This window comes from Pseudobdellovibrionaceae bacterium (assembly GCA_020635075.1).
In the GTDB taxonomy this organism is placed as follows: Bacteria; Bdellovibrionota; Bdellovibrionia; order Bdellovibrionales; family UBA1609; genus JADZEO01.
In genome coordinates this window covers 1,642,217-1,661,963 of sequence record JACKAM010000001.1, presented here as the reverse complement: position 1 = coordinate 1,661,963, position 19,747 = coordinate 1,642,217, and the positions used below count along the sequence as shown (strand labels likewise).

At 51.2% G+C, this 19,747-nt stretch carries 15 protein-coding genes; 5 read left to right on the top strand and 10 right to left on the bottom strand.

From position 1 onward, the window contains the following. Nucleotides 1-27 precede the first annotated feature (27 nt). From H6624_07235 to H6624_07220, 4 genes are all read right to left on the bottom strand, one after another. On the bottom strand, nt 28-1,305 hold the full coding sequence (locus tag H6624_07235; protein MCB9084121.1) for an acetyl-CoA C-acetyltransferase: 1,278 nt from the start codon (nt 1,303-1,305) through the stop codon (nt 28-30). Then, nucleotides 1,302-2,141 carry an alpha/beta hydrolase gene (locus H6624_07230; protein ID MCB9084120.1) on the bottom strand — a complete coding sequence of 280 codons (840 nt, stop codon included), beginning with the start codon at nt 2,139-2,141 and terminating at the stop codon, nt 1,302-1,304. The genes H6624_07235 and H6624_07230 overlap by 4 nt, the downstream gene beginning before the upstream one ends. Then, nucleotides 2,138-2,746, bottom strand: a complete 609-nt coding sequence (locus H6624_07225; protein ID MCB9084119.1) for a TetR/AcrR family transcriptional regulator — start codon at nt 2,744-2,746, stop codon at nt 2,138-2,140. The genes H6624_07230 and H6624_07225 overlap by 4 nt, the downstream gene beginning before the upstream one ends. A gap of 705 nt (nt 2,747-3,451) precedes the next feature. Next, nucleotides 3,452-3,859, bottom strand: coding sequence for a CBS domain-containing protein (locus tag H6624_07220; protein ID MCB9084118.1), 408 nt, complete (start codon nt 3,857-3,859; stop codon nt 3,452-3,454). A gap of 145 nt (nt 3,860-4,004) precedes the next feature. On the opposite strand from H6624_07220, the gene H6624_07215 reads away from it, so the two are divergent. From H6624_07215 to H6624_07200, 4 genes are all read left to right on the top strand, one after another. Further along, a complete protein-coding gene (locus H6624_07215) occupies nt 4,005-5,108 on the top strand; it encodes a hypothetical protein (GenBank protein ID MCB9084117.1) in 1,104 nt (367 codons plus the stop codon). Nucleotides 5,109-5,302: 194 nt separating this feature from the next. After that, nucleotides 5,303-7,033: a hypothetical protein gene (locus H6624_07210; protein ID MCB9084116.1), complete on the top strand. Its 1,731-nt coding sequence runs from the start codon at nt 5,303-5,305 to the stop codon at nt 7,031-7,033. Between the two features lie 305 nt (nt 7,034-7,338). Then, nucleotides 7,339-8,754, top strand: coding sequence for a hypothetical protein (locus tag H6624_07205; protein MCB9084115.1), 1,416 nt, complete (start codon nt 7,339-7,341; stop codon nt 8,752-8,754). Between the two features lie 115 nt (nt 8,755-8,869). Then, the gene (locus H6624_07200; GenBank protein MCB9084114.1) at nt 8,870-9,736 is read left to right on the top strand and encodes a hypothetical protein; all 867 of its coding nucleotides are present in this window, start codon (nt 8,870-8,872) and stop codon (nt 9,734-9,736) included. On the opposite strand, the gene H6624_07195 is transcribed toward H6624_07200, so the two are convergent. Genes H6624_07195 through H6624_07170 form a run of 6 tightly spaced genes read right to left on the bottom strand, consistent with a single transcriptional unit; the run spans nt 9,702 to nt 18,063 of the window. Then, nucleotides 9,702-12,347: an efflux RND transporter permease subunit gene (locus H6624_07195; protein ID MCB9084113.1), complete on the bottom strand. Its 2,646-nt coding sequence runs from the start codon at nt 12,345-12,347 to the stop codon at nt 9,702-9,704. The genes H6624_07200 and H6624_07195 overlap by 35 nt on opposite strands. Before the next feature lie 2 nt (nt 12,348-12,349). Then, nucleotides 12,350-12,640, bottom strand: a complete 291-nt coding sequence (locus tag H6624_07190; GenBank protein MCB9084112.1) for a hypothetical protein — start codon at nt 12,638-12,640, stop codon at nt 12,350-12,352. Continuing rightward, entirely contained in the window at nt 12,637-15,627 is a 2,991-nt protein-coding gene (locus tag H6624_07185; GenBank protein MCB9084111.1) for an efflux RND transporter permease subunit, read from the bottom strand. The genes H6624_07190 and H6624_07185 overlap by 4 nt, the downstream gene beginning before the upstream one ends. Nucleotides 15,628-15,660: 33 nt before the next feature. Further along, a complete protein-coding gene (locus H6624_07180; GenBank protein ID MCB9084110.1) occupies nt 15,661-16,359 on the bottom strand; it encodes an HlyD family efflux transporter periplasmic adaptor subunit in 699 nt (232 codons plus the stop codon). Next, nucleotides 16,340-17,713, bottom strand: coding sequence for a TolC family protein (locus tag H6624_07175; protein MCB9084109.1), 1,374 nt, complete (start codon nt 17,711-17,713; stop codon nt 16,340-16,342). The genes H6624_07180 and H6624_07175 overlap by 20 nt, the downstream gene beginning before the upstream one ends. Further along, nucleotides 17,710-18,063, bottom strand: coding sequence for an STAS domain-containing protein (locus tag H6624_07170; GenBank protein MCB9084108.1), 354 nt, complete (start codon nt 18,061-18,063; stop codon nt 17,710-17,712). Before H6624_07170 ends, H6624_07175 begins: the two co-directional genes overlap by 4 nt. Before the next feature lie 127 nt (nt 18,064-18,190). On the opposite strand from H6624_07170, the gene H6624_07165 reads away from it, so the two are divergent. Continuing rightward, a complete protein-coding gene (locus tag H6624_07165) occupies nt 18,191-19,744 on the top strand; it encodes an SIS domain-containing protein (GenBank protein MCB9084107.1) in 1,554 nt (517 codons plus the stop codon). The last annotated feature ends 3 nt before the right edge of the window (nt 19,745-19,747 follow it).

Genomic DNA, 19,747 nt, shown 5'->3' with positions numbered 1-19,747 from the left:
GAACTCGGCCGCCTGGCTGAGAGGATCTTAAGCGCCTTCCATGATGGCGGTGACACCCATACCGCCCGCTGTACAGATAGAAATCAAACCCTTCTTACCTGGTTGACCCTTGAGGAGCTTCGCGAGAGTCGCCACAATGCGAGTTCCGGTTGCTGCAAAAGGATGCCCTAAGGCGACGCTGCCACCCTTCACATTTAACTTACTGCGGTCAATGCTCCCCAAGGGCGCATCGAGCCCCAGTTTGTTGCGGCAGAAGTCGGCTGACTCCCAGGCCTTTAAAGTGCAAAGGGTTTGAGCGGCAAAGGCTTCATGAATTTCATAGTAATCAAAATCCTGCAGCTTCATTCCCGCTTGTTTCAAAAGCTTAGGGACGGCATAGGCAGGCGCCATCAGAAGTCCTTCGTCATTCACGTAATCGACCGCCGCCGTTTGGGCAAAGGTCAAATAGGCGGTGATCGGAAGGCCTTTAGCCTTTGCCCATTCTTCACTGGCGAGGAGCACAGCTGAAGCGCCATCCGTTAGGGGTGTGGAGTTACCAGCCGTCAGTGTGCCCTTGCCACTTTTGCGGTCAAAGGCAGGTTTAAGGCTGGAGAGTTTTTCCACAGAGGTATCGCCCCGTAGATTATTGTCCATCGTCACATTATTGTAGGGAACAATCAAATCATTAAAAAAACCCTCTTCGTAGGCCTTGGCCCCGTTTTGGTGGCTGCGAAAAGCCAGTTCATCTTGCTCCTCGCGGGTGATTCCCCACTGCTTGGCCATCACTTCGCAACTCTGTCCCATGCTCATTTTGGTTCGGGGTTCAAGAACTCCGGGAGCGACAGGAAAAAGCTCTTTAGGATTGAGGCTCATCCAGGGCTTGAGCTTTGCCATGGTTGACCGACCACTCACGCTACGTACCAGGCGGTGGCTGAACTTGCGGCTGAACACGATGGGAAGATCACTATTGGTGTCTGTTCCGCCAGCGATACCGGCATCGATCTGCCCAAGGGCGATTTTGTTGCCGACGAGGATAGCGGCCTCAAGACTGGTGCCGCAGGCCTGCTGGACATCATAGGCCGGAGTCATGGCCGAGAGACCGCTGCCCATGGTGCATTCACGGGCCAGGTTAAAATCTGCCGAATGCTTGAGGACAGCGCCAAGAGCGACATCGCCCAGGACTTCGTCGCGAAGGTTGAATTTATTCACCAAAGTCTGAAGAACAAAGGTCATGAGATCCTGATTGCTGTGTCCCATATACTTACCCATACTGCGGGCAAAGGGAATTCGAACTCCACCGATGACTGCCACACGTCGCGGACTCATGCTACTTCCTCCTCTGCTTGAGAAATAAACCCGATGATTTCATTAATGACCTTGGGGTCCTTCAGTATTTTGAAGTGTCCCAGGTTTTCAGTCGACAATAATTTGGCACCATACCACTTTTGCTTGAGTTGGTCACTTTGGCTATGAGGGATATCTGGGTCCTGAGTGTCATGGACGAGAAGTACAGGGGTTTTCAGCTCCAAGGCAAAGTGTTGAGGCGACAGGTCTTCCATTTCCACACCTACCAGCTCACTAAATCCCTCTTGCACCAGACGGCGCAGTGGGGGAGTGAGGTCCCATTCACTGAGCCAGGAATCAAAACTCACCGGCAAATTGCCCATGGGCGCCACCAAAGAGGCACGACCAATAGGTGCTCCGCGCCGAAGGGCGTTGGTGAGAGCTGTGCCGCCAAAGGAGTGGCCAATCGCTCCATCGAAGGGCCCCCAGTGTTTGCAGACCTCCTGAATGACCTGGACCCACTCCCACAAGTGAGTTCTTTCGCCCTGAGAATCCCCGTGGGCAGGAAAATCAATCACCACCACTCGGTAGCCCTGGGCCAAGAGGGGAGCAATGAAGTGCCGCAGTTGAATGCCTCGTCCACCCCAACCATGAAGAAGGAGGACCTGCCTGGGACTCGTGCCCCAACTCCAGCCGGTCACCTTTTGTGAGCCAAATGGAATCTTGAACTCCAAAGCCTGGGCTAACACCACTCGCTCACGAATACGCGTCGGGTAGGGCTTGGGTCTTTGCATATGTTCGCCCAGTTTTTTGAGTGTAAAGTCCGGGGCAATCAGGGCAGCCATATGAAGACCAAATTTCATCATCTCCTTGTTCATGCAATATCCCCCTTTTTAGCTTGGCATCTTTGCAGAAACTCAGCAAAGGCATGTTCCGCGAATTCATCAGCGCGCGGGTGATTGAGTAGTCGTTTGTAATGATGATAGCCAAGAATCAATGAATACCAATACCAGCCCATCCTCTCCACATCCACCTGGGCATGGAAGTGCCCTTCGTCTTTGGCAATCTGGGCGGCCTTTTGCAGATTTTCAATCAACAACAACTGCATCTTCTTAAGATGATCTTTGAGCGGTCCTGGCTGATCATCCATTTCACTGGCAGCAGCAATAAGTAGACAGCCTCCCGGCAGCTCTTGGCTACCTTGGACCCACTTGAGCCAATTTTGATGAATGGCTTGGAGACGGGGCAGGCCCCGAGGCTCCTTCATCGCCGGCACAAAAACTCGTTTGGCAAAACGATCGGCCACGGTCTGCAGGATTTCCAGTTGCAGGTTTTCTTTGGACTTAAAGTGACCAAACAAACCACTCTTCGACATTCCCACCTTAGTGGCAATCTTGCCGATGGAAATAGCCTCAAGGCCCTCGCGGCTCGCCAGGCGGATGGCTGTCTTAATGATTTGGCTGCGTGTATCCGAACCCCTCATAGAGCCAGTTTAGCGCACGACCGTTCGGTTTGCGAGAGGTTTTTACCTGGCCCCGAATTATTATCCTAAGTAATGAATATAACTAATTAAATCTTATATCGGCTTTGACAAAAACCCGCCCATGCTGTCAACGGGATGAGTGGATTTTATTATCTGCATGGGGCATAACTGTTCTCGAAGGGTTGGAGGGGAACCTAGCCCTGGGGGGAAAAAGAAGTGGCTGCCAGGTCTGAGGGGATTAGCAGCCAAGTAAAAAGACCCGACTCGTCTGATCTTCCTATGAGCGGGTCCGTTGGAGAAGGACGGACTCGCTCACCTACCAAAATCCTACCAATACATTCCTACCTTTTATCCTACCACCGAGCGGGTCTCTTTTCTGACTCGTGAAAAGGGTGCATCTCCTGCGTTAAACGGGATTTCGCTCGCTCCAACGTGCAGACAAGCACGCCTACTCTCGCTCAATCCCGTTTGCCTTGGATCTGCACCCTTTTGACGAGTCAGAAGATTTGAGGGAGGTGAAAAGGGTCCATCTGCTGCGTTATCAGGCCATTGTCTCACTCCAACGTACAAGTAAGTACGCCTCCGTTCGACAATGGCCCTCTGCCTTGCATCTGAACCCTTTTGACCAGTCAAAAGATTGGAGGGTGGTGAAAAGGGTGCGTCTCCGGCGCAAAGGGTCCGATATCGGATATCTGATATCTGAGTTTAGTTGGGGACGACGCCGCGGAGGATTTCGATAAGGGCATTGAGGGCGTCGGTGTTGGTGAAGATGCCGACGATCTTGCCGTCTGCATCTTGAACAATGGCCGAGCCAATCTTGCGATCTGACATCTCATAGACCACCTGATCCAGGGGCGTCTCAGGAGTGACGGTGAATGGATCGGGGACCATGATTTCAGAGGCAGTAACCAAGTTGAGTTCTTTCACGGAGCTGAGAACCCGCAAATCCCTTTCACTAATAATTCCGACGGGAATTTCGCCTTCCACCACCGGGATGTGACGAATACCGTTTTCCTTGAGAACTTCAGCCACATCAGCAGCACTGTGTTCGGGCCCGACGGTGATAGGGGTGGGGCTGGTGAATTCATCAACTGGGATTTTCAGTCTTTCCATGGGTCCTCCGCATGAGAGGGCCCAGCATAGCCCCTGGACTCAAGTCTGACAAGTGGCCATCGCGCTGCGGATGGCCGCTGGCAGAAGGGCCAGTTCCCTGGGGGGATTCAACCCGATGGGCCTGATTTCGGGTCTAATAAGAACTATGAGACGACTGGGGCCCGTCACAACAGTCTTACTTCTGACACTTCTGTCCTGTCAGCCAGCGGGGGGGCCTAAAGTTCATTCCGGACAAGGTGCCCAGGGGGAAAATCCCACCCCACCTCCTGGAGATCGGCCTCCGGAGGGAGATATCGGTGGGGACCCGGCCTGGAGAATTTGTTCCAATCTTAATTTCGACTCGGTCACATGGCCAGCAGAACTCTCGGCCCGGCAGATTGAAGACATGGCCTTGGCTCTGAGTATTACAGGCAGTTTTGAAGGGCGCTCGGGATGGCACAATATCTCCACAAACTTTGACGGTCAGGGGATGAGCCTGGGACTCCTGCAGCAGAATTTTGGCCAAGGGTCCTTACAGCCTCTGCTGATCCGAATGCGGGATCATCATTCGGGAGTTTGGCGTGGGCACTTTGCCCCAGGGGACCTAAACAGCATGGAAGCGATGCTTGCCGCATGGGAAAGTTCCTCAGTGGTTGGTGCAAAGAGTGTCTCTGAAAGCCTTTGGGATCGGGAAATATCGGTCCTAGATCTCCCCAGTTGCATAAGTAAAAAGAGGAGGGGCTCAAAAGAGCAAAGGGAGACCAAGGATGAACCTCGGTTGGCGCCATTATTGACCCGTAGAAATCAGGAGTCCGTGGACTGGGCCGTGGCCCATTTGTATGAAAACCCACGCAAGTTCCACCAAGGATGGAGAGACGGTTTTCAAGGGATGGCCCAGTCACCCGAATATGTGAGCCTGCAAATTGAGGCAGCACTTCATCTCCATCGGCGGGCCGAATCCTATATGACGGCCCATGGTTTTCGCCAAAGACGCTCCTATCTTTTCTTTTTTGATATTGCTGTTCAAAACGGGGGAATTCCCAAGGCAGATTGGGATGAGTTTCACCATCTCTTGCGACAAAACCCACAGTGGTCGGAGGAGGAGCGACTCCTGAACCTTCTAGAGATTCGATTGCGTCGAGTGATCCCCCGTTGGCGAGAGGACGTGAAGTCGAGAAAAACCTCCCTCATTCTCGGGCAAGGCAAGGTCCACGGACGCAACCGCAACCTGCCCCAGGAGTACTGCTTCGACCCGGTTGAAGACCACTAGGTCATGCTGTGTGGCTTTCAGGCTCCCTCCGGCCAAGGGACGTCTACTTTTTAGACGCCTCACTATTTCCTAAATCCCAAATTGAAACTGATTGCAGGTGAGCAGGCCCTGGCTTTGCTCTAAAAGGGTCTATTGGGAAGGGAAGAGAAGTGGCGTGCAATTTGGGTGGGAGCCTGTTTAGGGCTGTTTATTTCATGACATTGATAGGATTGTCCTTTAGCTGCTCTGATGTGCGGCTTAAGGGTTTGGAACGGGATTTCCCCTCCTTGGGAAGGGTCACCAGTAAGATCTGTGTCTCTCCTGGTGGTGAGAAGGTCGTGCAAAATGTGATTTTTGTCATCGATCAGAGCGGTAGTAATGGTCCTCACACCTCCAGTGGGGTCGCTCACCCAGGCAATGATCCGGCCAAGGCCTTTCGTCATGGAAGTATGGAGCCCTTCTACAACTATCATAAATCAAACCCTAATTTTCGTTGGGGTTTTATCTACTTTTCTGGTCAAGTGGTCGACGCCTACATTAAGGACGGAGGCGAGCCGGCCCTAACCCCAGAGGGGAACTCGGCGGGAATGCAAACGGCCTTGGCTAATTTTATGGGCAACCCCGATGTGAGTGGCAGTTTGGGAACCAACTATACCGATGCTTTGGCCAAGGTGGAGAGGCTTCTTTTGAATGATCTGGCCGCGCGGGAGCAAATGAATAATAAAGGTGAAGTCCATGACATCTATGATGTCTTTTTTGTCTCCGATGGTCTTCCCATCAATAGCCTGGGTGAGACCCCCATTTCGGGCCCGGGGGACAGCCGCATTCGCCTGATCACTGATTTGATTGGTAAAAAAAGTGGTGACATTCACCTGCACACAGCCTTTTACCAAACCGCTCCTTTTCAGAATCCGACTACGGCCAGGACTGGTCTGCAATTGATGGCCAATGCGGGCAAGGGTTCCTTTATTGATGTGAGTGCCGGTGAGCAATTGGATTTTCAGTCTCTTCTCGGTGGTTTCAAAGCCAAGCCCATTACTGTCAAAAATGATCGCCTTCATGTCTACAACCTCAACTCAGGTTTCTGCATGGACGGCAGCGTGGATGTGGATTCAGACAGTGATGGATTGTGTGACAAAGATGAGGTGAGTTTTAACTCGATTTATAAAGCGGACCTGGATCGCTTTTTTCAGGGAGGCCGATTTGATCCCACGCAACGACACTCCTTGCATAAGAATTATTCTGACGGATTTGTATGGAAGTACGGCCTCTTTGGTGGTCGTCAGGGACTAAAAGACTGCGCGATCGAAACCAAAGACGAGGACTTTGACCTTTTGAATGCCTGTGAGGAGGCTCTGCTCCTCAATTTGTCCCCCAACGGTCCGACCGATCATTGGACCAACCGCATGGAAAGTCAGTATGGTAAGACCACCTATGATCTCAACTACGACAGTGACGGGGACGGAGTCTTGGACTTTCAGGAGTTCTTTCAGTTCCTGAGTTTACCTTCGGCGGAAATCAACCCCACGGACTTTCAGAACCTCTACGAGCGCTATGACCAAAATACAGAAGTGAAAGATCTGTTTTTGAAGCATCGCCACCCCTTGAATCCCTTTGAGTCACGTGGCGATTACGATATTCAGTTTGATTTTGCTGGCTACAATGACAAGGATTATCCTTGTTATGATGTCAGGGTTGCCGATATTGATTATCGGGCAAACAAGGGCTACAAAGGGGAAAAGGGTAAGGGGACAGCCTATAATATTCCCTACCTCAAACACGAGCCCAATGAAAACGTCATTATGCTCTACTACATTGCCACTGACTTTGAAGACCCCCATGGCACAGGAACTCTTTACTATCACCACTACAATCTGGAAATGACCACCAAGGAAATCACCCTCCAACAGAGTGATTTCAAGCTGTTCAAGTCTTACGAAAGATAAGGCGTTGATTGGTTTTGTGGTATATCTTGAGTTCTTAAGGCTTTCTTAAGCCGCAAATATTTAGTGTAAAGAAAGAGTGTGAATACTCATCCTGCACTGGCAACGGCCGATAGAGAAGGCATGATTTCATTTACTCTTGGTATCTTTGTGGTCGTTACAGTCATCAGCTTAACCAACTGAAGGCTTCACCAAAGATAGAGCATTGATGGTGTCTGGATTAGGTCCAAAAGGATTAAGGTTATCTTAAGTTGTGAAGATGCCTTGTTAACCCTTATCTGGATTCTACATTGGCCGATAGGTCAACCATGATTCATTTCGGTTTTTCTCTTCTCATCCTTGTTTCCCTCCTTAGCCTGACCGGCTGCGGCTCTCATTGTGGGACAGATGGCTGGGATAATTTGTTTCGTCTCGGAGCAAGACAGAATCAAAACTGCACTTCTGAATCGGCGTCGACCTCTGCGGTAGGTTTATCGGTGACGGTGCCCAACTCGACCCGGACACTATGGGTGGACGACAACGTGACACCAAGAACTTTGACCTTCACCCATTCAGGGTCATCCGCCTACTGCAGTCGCGATGGGGGAGCCAGCTTTGGTTCCTGTGACTCCACATCTTCCTTGGTTTGGCTCACCTCGGATTATAGCCAAAAGCATATCATCCGCGCCTATGGTAATAATGGCTACTATGAGGACTACGAGTTTACGCCCTCAAGCCAATACTCTGGGGTGAGTTTTATCTCCTGTGATGAAGAGGAGGACGGTACCAATAACACCTTTGACCTATTTGAGTCCTCTCGACTGGGAACCGGCTCCAAAGTGATTTGTTTGACTAACGGGGTGACCATCAACAACTCGGTGGCCCTCAATGGTGATGACATGACTTTTGGTGGCGATAACACCACCATTGTTGTTCGCCAAGGCCAGACAGCGGGCTTTGTCTCCACCCGTAACAGCGGTACCAGCGCCCAGATGTCGGTATTCACAGCGACTGGGCGCACCGGTATTAAGCTCGTCGGTGTGACCATTGACTTTAACACCGGCGGTTCTGGTTGGGCAGTGATGGCGGACTCATCCAGTCAAGATATTCAGATTCTCCACTCCACGATCACCAATTCGGGAGTCGCGGGCTCAGCCTACACAGTGAACATTGATGGAAACAGCGGGAGTACGACGCCGATTAAGATCCATGATTCCTCGATTTCGGTTGCCGAAGGCAAAATGGGGGCGTTTGTTGATTCTGGGACCTTAGTGGTGACAGATAGTGTGATTACTTCCAAGTATCAGGGAATTCGCGTTTCCATTGGTTCTACAGCTACAGTCACAAATAGCACCATTTTTTGCGATGGCAGCAGTGATGCCACGGACTATCCTCTTTTCAACTTTCGCGGCACCCTGACGGTGACAAACTCCACCATCAAAGATGGCTGCGGTAATGGAGCCATTGCCATTGATGACAACACTTTCACGGGTGGTGTTACCAATATTGAGGGGTCCACCCTCAAACGCACCGCCCAGATCACCGGTAACACCGGCACGGCACTTAAGGCACTTAACGGTAGTGGAGGAAATCAGTTCAACTCCTCGGCTAACCAAAACCTGGTCTGCAATGAATCAACGGCCACTGTCGGCTTTACCGGTATGTCGACGGGCACCTACGCAGGGAGTTGGAGCGACACGTCTCAGCTCAATGGCAATCCGGCCACCATTTCTGACTGCCCGTGAGCAGTTAATGCCCCGTACCTAGAAAAACCACTGAAATGCCTCGGCAACACTGGAAACTTCGCCAACGAAGGTCTAGGCTTGATGGGTCTTACAAATCGTTTCCGGGGGGAATTCTATGTGTCGCACTCTTTTGCTGTGTTTGAGTCTATTGGTCATTTCAATCACTGCAGGCGCCGAAGATTATTTTTATCGTCTCAATGCCCAGGGCTTGAGTGGTTTGTCAGGCATGGATGGGCGCAGTCATATTGGGCGGGCTCGCGATGGCTTTGATGGTTTTAATGGTTCCGATGGTCGTGATGGCGACGACGGAAGGCATGGCGAAGAGGGCAAAGAGGGGCGAACCGGTGGCCATGGTGGGGAGATCTTGTTGTGGATGACTCCCGGGTCTCAGCCGGATTATCTGCATATCAGAGCAGAAGTTCAGCGCCCGGGCAGCGGAGAGCCGACCTTGGTTAATGAAGAAGTTCAAGTCGTCCCCGATCAAAAAATCTTGCTTTACGCCGTTGGCGGTACCGGTGGAAGCGGTGGCCGCGGTGGCAATGGGCAAGATGGTGGTGATGGTGGCGAGGGCGGCGATGTGCGTGGCTTTGGTCATCGCTCGGGTGATGGCGGCAATGGTGGTAACGGCGGCAATGCGGGACTGGGTGGTGCCGGTGCGGATGGTGGCCCCGGTGGGCGCGTGGTTGTTCATCTGTCTGCGGGCCATGAAGACTTGGCAAATTTGTTAGAGATTCGCGTTCACGGCGGGCTTGGTGGTCGGGCCGGAATGAATGGTCGCCCCGGGAGCGGGGGGCGTGGCGGTCGTGCTGGAGATCCATGTTATTACGACCGTGGGGAAAGAAAGTGTGTGAGCCGTGGATTTAGTGGACGCAGTGGCTTTTCTGGTCGCACGGCGACGGGCTTCCCGCAAAATGGTGCAATGGGCCCGTCAGGTAACGTGGATTTCGTCAGTCTCCCTTCCGTAGGCGTTTCCACAAAGTAAAGGCCCTGTAGAAGCGGAAGATCATACGATCCAAAAGCTCTTCGCTGGAAAGATAAAACAGAGAAAAAAGAATGTGGGCGCTGTAGAGTAAGATGGCGCCCATGAGTACGGCCAAAATCACCCCTTCTTTCCAAAAACCCATGGCCGGCACAAAAGGGAAAAACTCGGTGATGCCAGCAACGAGAATAGCCAGGACAAACGTGCCACTACAGAGAAACACCGTCGGAGCAAATTCCTTTTTTACCCCCTCGATGCACAGGTCCCTGTCGTAACCCCGGGAACGCTCAATATCAATAATTCGGGCGGACACGAGTATTTGAAACAAGGCGAGAAAGGTTCCCACCTCCAGTAACCACAAACTATCGGCGTGGAAAGCGTCGGGAATCAGATAGCGAACGAACAAAACAAATCCGGTGGTTGCAAGGGCGAACATGATCACCAGAGCACTGCGGATAAACGAATTCAAATAAATGGCAAATAAGAAGAAGAGAAAAATCAAACTCAGCCAGTGGGTGCTTTGGTACTCCTGAAACTGCTTCAGGAGGTACTTGGTCCAGGGGGTGGGAAAAATTCCCTGCTGGGGGGAGGTTTGAAAGCTCCCTCTGCTACGGTCATATTCCGGGCGAACCCGGTCGCCCTCCACCATATTGTCACGGAGGATGCGCGAAGGCTTTTGTTCCAGTCTGGCAGCGGTGAGAGTCTCGACCGGTAGGTTGCTGCTTTCCGGATTTTTTGAGGCAAAGTAAAGGCCGGGTATCCAGTCTGCATCAAAGTGGCTGGATGAAAACTGCAGGGGAATGGGGGTATTGCTGCTTCCTTGGATAAAGCCAAAGGACTCGCCGGTTTGCACCCCCTTCATGGCGGAAACAAATCCCATAAGATCCAACTGGCCCAGGTATCTCATTCCACTTGAGGTGAACTCACGAACCCGAACCGTTTCAAAGAGATTGCGATCTGCGTACTCAAATCTCGCCTGCTTGAGATCGGAATCCGCCAGACCCTGAGACTTGAATAACAGTTGGTTGGAATAGCCGCGAAGGTCCATGACCATCTTGCGCGTGAGATTGTCATGGATCTTGTAGGAGACACCAAAATCAAACCTTTGAAAGATCACAAAGGTGGCAATGGCGAGGCCGACAATTGACCATACGCCAATCTGTGATTGAATGTGAGAAAGATGCCAAATCATTTTGGTCCGTGGCAAAGTAATATTGTGCAGCAAAAAATCACCTTGAGTGGAAAGCGGGATCACTATCAGTGCGGCGAACAAAATGGGAAGGCCAAGATAGAAGAAGCTCTCGGCAATATACCGACTCGGTAGGTTTACTGTAGTTGAAAGAATGGGCAAGGCCGCAATCCAAAGGGCAACACAAAGAACCAAAAAGGTGGGGAGGAGCTCGGCCATGGAAAACAGCTTGGCCTGGTCCAGGGTTTTCGGTGGTCGGGGTATGACTTTCTCATTCATAAAATAAGTGCGGATACGAATGTAGAGCACGGGCAAAAACAGTGAACCAAACATCAGTGTTAGAGCCAGGGCATGAAGATCCATCACTGTAAAGGGAGGAGCCACCAGGCCCTTCCAAAACAGAAAGTGAACCGCAACCAATAGACCAGTAGCTCCCACATAGAGCATGGATCTCATCGGAAGCTTCACGATCCACACCACGAGTATCTGCAGCAAAAAGCAGATGAGGATAAGAAGAATGGGCTGAAGACTTTGGGCAAAGATGGCTTCAAATTTCGGCCCGATGGTCACCACTCCCGGAAAGGCCTCTTCCATTCGCGAGATCACCTCCCGAGGACTGCCCCGTTTTTCATCCATCCAGATGGAAAGGTTCTGGACCGGGGGCTGAGAATCAATGCGGATTGAGGCCACATCGCTTAAACGCAAGGGGCGATGACCAACGGCTCCAACCAAGGCCGAGCGCAGGTGCTCGATATCGGTAAAGCTGGTGGCAGTTTCAAATAGCAATCCTTGTCGTCGCCCGAGACTGGTGGAGAGTCCCAGCGATTGCAGAGCCTGAACCACCTGGCTGACAGAAATTTGATTTTCGGCGAGACTCTTAGGATGGGGTTCAACGAGAATGCGTACCTGCCGTTCAAGCGGGGGCTCGGTTTTTTGAATGGATCCCTGGTGGGGGCCGAGTATTTCTGCAAGGCGGGAGACGGGCATTCCGTCAGTATTTGAGAATTCCAAAGTAGCCGGCTTCTCGGCCTGGACAAAATCAATGCTATACCGCTCCACATCCCGGGGTAGAATCAGGCGAATGCGGTCCATCTTCTCCTGAATATTGAGATAAGCGACATTGACTTTGGTGGATGCGCTAAAGCGCAGGCGGATCTCGGCCCTTTCATCTTCCACGTTGGCTTCCATGCCCAGAAGTCCGGGGAGACCATTAAGAATCTTCTCGGAGGGTTCCACGGCTCGGAGGGTGATTTCCTCAGCAGTTCGGGCCGGCACTTCGTAAGTGATGAGAAACTCCAAGTGGGGGTTCGGTGGCACCATTTCCAGATGAAACTCCGAACTGAGGAACAAACCCAGGACAGGGGCAAACAGGAGCACCATGACAGCTGATCGATACTTCTCAAGCAGTTGGGCAAGCTTTAGCATATTTAGCAAACCTCATTCAGGTTCCAGTCAAACAACAACAAGCCTGGGCGGGTGGAGCGTTCATTCTTGTAGTCCGTCACAATCTGATGAAAGTGGGCTTTCTGCTCATCGTTAACGATGATCAATACAATTTCATTAGACCCAGGCCAGGCCACCGTGCCTTCTTTTTTCCCATGTTCGCTGGAGCCATGAAGGCCAACAAACTGGGTGTAAGACTTGATTTTGGCTAGTTCCATGAGGGTGAATACCTCATCCCTCAATTCACTGTCATAAAGGGCCATAAGAGCATTCATGCGGCGACTCCTTTTTTCCTGGCGGATTTCTCACCTTGGTTGGCAATGAGGGCGCGGATCACAATGGGTGTGACCACCAAAGTGAGAAAGGTGCCAAATATCATTCCAAAAACGTTCACGATGGCCATCCCGCGATAGAGTTCCTTACCTTCAGCTTCCAGAACAAGAGTGGGCATCATGCCAAAGACGGTAGAAAAGGTGGTCATGAGGATGGGCCTCGTCCTTGAGTCCACCCCGTCGATCACAGCTTCAAGTAGTGGCATACCCGCAGTTCGCCTTTGGTTGATAGCGTCCATGAGAAGAATGCCGTTGTTCACCACGATGCCAATGAGGAGGACAAATCCAACAATGACGCCCACATTCAGGGTTTCACCCAAAATAATCAGTCCAGCAATGGCCCCGCCCAGAGAAAGGGGAATTGAATACATGATGATTGCGGCCTGCAGGGCGGAGCGGAACTGAATCACCAGGACCAAGAAAATCAGCACCGCAGCCAAAATGAGTGCATTGATCATTTTGCCAAAAGTTTCATTCATAGTTTCTATGGCACCCATGGGAATCAAAGATCCGGAATCGATCCCTTGGGCTTTGGCCTCACCTTCCAGAGCGGCCACAGCCTGGCCAATGGTGATGCCGTTGAGGCGAAAATAAAGGGGAATAAAATTTTGCCCATCCCGGCGAAAGAGGACATTGCTCGAACGATTAATCTCACTGTCAAAAAAAGCACCCAGGCGACTAATCCCCTCGCCAGAGCCTCCTGTGGCCAAGGGAAATGAAGTCAAAAGTTCTTTGCCTGGGAGATGAAGTTCAACGGGAAAGGCTATTGGCAGGTTGGCGAGAGAGGAGAGATTTAAATTTTGTGTGAGACTGGCAATGTCGGCCATGGTTGCAAACAAGTTGGTATGAGAACGGAACATATCCAGAGGGCGGGGGCGAAGTTGCAGGCGTGACTCCTGGTAGTGAGATGCGGTCGTACAGTCCATGATTCCAGGATTCTGGCAAAAGGAATCGGTCAGGGACCGGAGCTGTTGTGGGGGGAGATTCTTATTGATGTAGAAGTAGCCATCGTAGCCCATGGGTTCCGTGGGCGGCGTTGGACCTAAGGGGAGAGCAAGAATTTTCTTCCGGGGAAAATTCAAATCCTGACTTATTTTTTCAATGATTCCTGGGACATCCTTAAGATTCTTGACGCGAAGAACCGAATTAAGGGTATCATCAGATCGGGACGTGACCACCCAATTCACAGCCTCATTGGTTCCCAAACTCATGGCCAATTGTTTTTGTAGGTCACTCCCCTTTTCCATGAGTTCAATGCGCTTAACCGGCATTGAAATGGAGTAAATCTTAGAGCTCACGACCGGCAGAAACTCCGAGTTGGGCAAAAAAGCCATCATCAGGAGACTACCCATTGTTGCCACCAAGGGCAGGCCCCAGCGGAAGCCGCGCTCTTTGACCGACTTTTTGAGTGTTACAGTTGAAAGCTGAAGCATGCGATCGACCAATCTGGAGCTAAGGCCATATAGAATCGCGATTGGCGCGGGTCTACTTTTATCGTCGCTGAGAATGCGGGAACAAAGCCAGGGAACAAAAGTGAATACAGCAATTAAGCAAATAAACTGAGTGGCTACCAGAACAATGCCCAGGTCGCTAAAGAGCTTACTTGATACTCCTGTTTGCATTGAAATGGGTACGATTACCGCGGCGGTGGTCAGGGTAGAGGCCAAGACACCGATCATCACGTCTTTCGTTCCTCGGGCAGCAGATTGGACCAAGTCTTCGCCCTTTTGAAAACGCCTCATGATCGATTCAAGAACGACGATACTGCTGTCTGTGATCATTCCCGAGGCCAGACTAAACCCGTTGAGAGCAAAGATATTAAGAGAGATATCGGAAGCCTTCATCACATACAAAGTGCCTAGGATGGCTGTGGGGAAAACGCACGAAGCGACGACCGCGCCTATAATTGATCCCAGAAATATAATGAGAATGAGGCTGTTCAAACCCACTCCAATAACAAAGTTTTGGATCACCCCAGCTTGGGCTTCGCGGATCTTTTCCGCTTCATCATACAGAATGGTGTAGTTGAGATTCTTTTCCTGGCTAAGCTTCTTTATGCCCTTAAGGACATTATCGACAATAAGAAGGGCATCGCTACCCGGAGCCTTCATCACTTCCAATATCACTGCATCTTGCCCATCGCCGAAAAAGACACTGGCAGGAGAGTGGGTTTCTTCCACTTGAGAGATCCAGCGTAGTGGCACTTGGCTTCCTGATTTGGATTGGACGGGGAGACTTTTGAGGTCGTTCACGTCCTTAAGGTGAAGTCGAAAAATCTCCTTTTCACCTTTGTCGTTGCGGAACAGATAGCGGAAAGACCACTGTTGAATAGCTGAGGAGATCACATCGCTGGCGGCCACTTGGTTCTGAGCGCCGCTGAGAGCGTCCATTTCCACCACTGCCTTCATGGGGGCCGAACCCACGAGATTGACTCCAGCAACGCCGGGAATCCGTTCTGCTGTTCGCGAGAACTGGGTGAGGTCTTGAGTGAGTGCGTTGACATTTTTCCCCGTAAAGGCAATGCGAAAAATCGGCGACATCGTGGGGCGGTGGAGAACAAAAATCGGTTCCAGAATGCCGGCCGGCCGAGAAACACCACTGACAACTTGTCTAGCTCGCTGCAAGCAGTCCTCGGGGCGAATGGACCACTTGTAGAAAATAAAGAGAATAGTCCGGTCCCGATCCAGAGTGGTCTCAATTTTTTCAACATCTCCAGTGGCTAAAAGCCGTTTTTCAATCGGACCTATAAGCTCTTCGGTAATTCTGCGGTGGGGGACGAAAGTGGTTGGGAAGACCACTCCCACGGCCGGAACTTCGATGGCGGGGATGAACTCGTTGGCAATGTGATCGAGTGAAAAATAGCCGATAAGAAGAATCGACAGATTCAAACAAATCGTAACAATACTTTTTTTAATAAAGTACTGAACCAACTCTTTTGTCCTTGTCTGGGTGTTGGGCCCTGACTAGCGCGAAGAGGTCTTGGGAATCAAACAGGCGGAATTTCCGCTGGTGGCCTCGACACGAAATTTCTCTATGTGCTGATCAACTTCTGAAATGGCAGTGACAAAACAATCCTTGAGGTGACGAACTTCAATATCGATTGGAATCACGTCACCGATCAACTGGGGCACCGGCTTTTCCGGCTGAACATAGCTTAGGACAGCGCCGGTGTCCGGATCTACTAAGGGACTGATCTTGGAAAGATGCCCCAATGGTTCCCCTTTGCCACGAAAAAAGATGGGAGCCCCCACCTTCAAGCGCTGACTTTCTTTTGGAGAGAGAGAAACCTCAATTTGTTTTTTGTCCGGATTAATGACCGTCACCAAGGGCATTCCCGGGGTGAGGGCAGCGCCGGGAGTGACATGGAGTTTTGCCACCTGGCCGGCGATTGTAGTGCGGTAGCCTCGGGTGGTCTCCCTCTCGATAGCTGAAAGAAGGACAGACCCAAGTTTCACCCGGTCTCCCACTTGAAAAGGAATCTTCGCCACCATGCCGTGGTTGATGGCCAGCAGGGTGGTGATCTCTCCCGGCTTAATGACGCCAAATGCAGGGATCTTTTCAACAAAATCTTGCTTTTCCGACCCTTCGCCTTCCGCCAAAGCTTTAGATGAAAGAGTGAGGCACAATATGAGAAAGACACATTTACGGATTTGAGATTTCATTAATAACCACCCGATCCCATTGATTAAGTTCCACGGCAACATTTAATAGGGCTTGCTGATGCTCCTTCATTTTGTCAGAGGCCTCCAGACGAGCCTTTGCCAGTTCCAAACTCGCTGCCGACAACTCGAGTCGCGAGGCAATTCCCTGGCGGATCTTTTTTTGCACATCCTGGTAACGCCTTTGTTGTTTGGCGGCTTGCAAGGCCAGGTGTCGATATTCAGCACCGGAGACCAGGGCTTTCATGCGTTGATGGCGAATGTAAAGGAGGCGTTTGTCCTTTTCAGCTTTAGTGCGTAGTTCAGCTGCTCGCGACCCGATCTTGGCCTGCTGCAAGCGGGCACTGCTGTAAAAGCCATCAAACAAAGGGAAGTTCATGGTGATTGAGGCCGACCATCCTCCATCGGCGGTCTCACCCTTGTAGTCTCCAGTGTAACTGTAACTGGCAGAGGTGTAGATGGTGGGCACCCAGGGACGGTTCCAGCGGGCGACCTTGAGATACCCGCTTGAGGAGAATTCACTGAGTTTGTTGATCTGATGGTCAATGGACCCCTGATCGTAGAGTTCGGGCATCTGTTGGTTGGTGGGTAAAGGATAGGTGATTTCAAACCGAGGGATACCGGCGAGCGTCTGTTCATCGAGGTTAGGAAGAAGGGACCTGAGGCCGGCTGCAACGAGGCTCTGCCCTTCATCAAGACGGATTTTCTGATACTCTAAAAGGGCTTCTTTTTCATTGAGATTGAGGCGATCATCCGTGGTGTATAGAAGGTTGGAGCGTTTTTTAGAAAAGCTTTTAACTTTTTCCATTAGGCTGACTGCTTGGTTCAATGGTTCGGCCACCTGCTTGAGGTTGTGATACTCCATAAGCAGCTGGAGAAGTTGGGCCTTCTTTTCCATGGCCACTTTTGATTCATTGAGTTTAGCACTGGCGACTGAGTTCTCGGCTCGATGGACGTCTTCACTGACGGCAAAGCCAGTAAAGACAAAATAGCCTAACGATAACTGGCTTGCCCAACCATTGGTGGAGATATCGGAATCGGAAATACTTCCCGAGGGCGAAGTTCCCAGGCCACCACCGGGGCTGGAGGCCCCAGAGTCCAAACTACTCGGCGAGGCGGCAGCCAGGGCGTTGTCATCACCTTCGTTGGCAACAAGTGATAGGTTTAGACTTGGATAGAGTCGGGACTTGGAGCCAATGAGGTTTTGCTCTTTGAATTCTCGATCTAATCTGGCCGCTTGAATCTGATCGTTTTCTCCATCCAGTTGTTTGAAAAGATTCTCGATCGGGGCTGGGGTTGCCCAACTGGAAGAGGAAAGGAAGGTGGTTGCGATCAAAAGGGCAGCGGCGGATTTCATTGATGGTTTTCCTGCGGCGCATGGGGTTGGATGAGCAACTGGCGGTGGGTGATGATCTCCCAGCGCTTGGGATGATTGATAGCCTCTATGGACTTCATGAGCTTTTCTGAGGGAGAGATAAGCATCATTTGACCGGAGGCCTTTTGTAATCTCCCGGCCATCTGAAACAGAAAACGCAAACTGGGTAGGCCCAAATAGGTGACGTCTGTCAGGTCCAAGGCGATAAATCGTTTGCCCATGCGAAAAAGTGTCTGGATTTTCGAGGTGACGTCGTCGTAGTTAAAGGAGTCAATCCGTCCGCTGAGATGAATGACGACCCATCCGTTTTCAATATCAAGTCGGATATCCATCAATCTAGTATCGATTCCCCTATTATGAGTGTCAATTTGACCGAAGTTGGGTTTGTGTCTGTTAATTCCGCTGGATTTTGGTCCCAGGCTTGTTAAACTCCTCCTAACAGGTATTCGAGGTTTTCCCATGAAGTTTCATGTATCCCTGTCGCCGAGTGAAAAGGCTGAACAATTTCTCAAAGTGGCCTCGCAGTTTAGCTTGGGTGAATTGGCGACTGAGTCCAGTCACCCCAAAACGCGGGATCTTTCCTATCTGGCGCAAAATAATTTGCACAAGGCGGTGGAGCTTTTGCGCGAAGTGGACCTGGACGCCTTGGAAATGATGGCAGCGAAACTCCCGCAAATTGCTGTCCTGGGCAGTGAAGTTGCCAAGGTCTTGGGCCGGGACGGGCGCATTTTTTTGTGTGGCTGTGGAGCCACCGGGCGTTTGTCCCTAAGTCTTGAATACATATGGCGACGCCATCATATGGGAACCGACCTGGAGGACAAGGTTCACTCCTTTATGGCCGGGGGAGACACGGCTTTGGTCCATGCCTTGGAGGGCTTTGAGGATTACCCGGCCTATGGCGCTCGGCAGCTGCGTGAGGCTGGCTTTCGACCTGGTGACTTGCTTGTTAGTTGTACCGAAGGGGGTGAAACTCCATTTGTTATTGGAGCGACAGAAGCCGCCGCCCAGGAACAGGGGCCTGCTCCTTTTTTTCTCTACTGCAATCCTGACGAAATCCTACGTAATAAAGTGGAAAGGTCCCGTCTGGTTCTAGAGAATCACCGAATCCGTAAGGTGAACCTGTATGTTGGTCCCATGGCCTTGGCCGGGAGTACCCGGATGCAGGCTTCAACCGTGCTCATGTTGGCTGTAGGGCTGGCTTTGTTTTTTCCACAGTCGGAACGAATGAAGTCGGCCTTTGTGGATTATCGCGATCACTATGCCACTATCGATTTGCAGGCACAGCCGCAGTTTATTGAAGCTGAGTCCAAAGTTTATCAGGACGGGGGACATCTGCTTTATCATGCCGAAGAGCTCGCTATTGCGGTCTTTACCGACACGACAGAAAGAGCGCCAACGTTTAGTCTTTCACCCTTCGATAATCAAAAGTTTCCCCGGTCCAGACACTCATTGAGCTATGTCATTATTGATTCAGCGGGATCGAGTCGGGAGTCCTGGCACCGGTTGCTGGCGCGGCCTGCCCGACCTCTCAACTGGGGACCTGAATATCCTCAGACCAACGAGGACTACATGGAGGGGTTTGATTTTGGTCAGGGGGGAGCAGACTATCGTCGTCAGGCGATCCCGGGGGCCCATGAAGATTTCACAATTCTCAAGTCAGGACAGGAGATCGTCTGGAGTTTTAAGGGATTAGAGGCAAGGTTTCCGTCTGATTTGGACCACGAGCTTTTTGACCACCTTCTTCTCAAACAGCTGTTGAACATCCATTCCACCTTGATCATGGGACGACTCAACCGATACCAAATGAATTTTATGACCTGGGTGGTTCCCACCAATGGCAAGCTTGTGGATCGGGCCAGTCGTTATGTGAGTTGGCTCCTGGAAGATTCTGGTATGGGGTCGGTCAATTACGAGGATATTGTCAGGGAGCTTTTTGTTCAGCAGGAGAAACTGCAACCACAGGAATCGGTGGTGTTGAAGACCTTTGAGGCTCTAAAGGAGATTCTTAAATAGCCT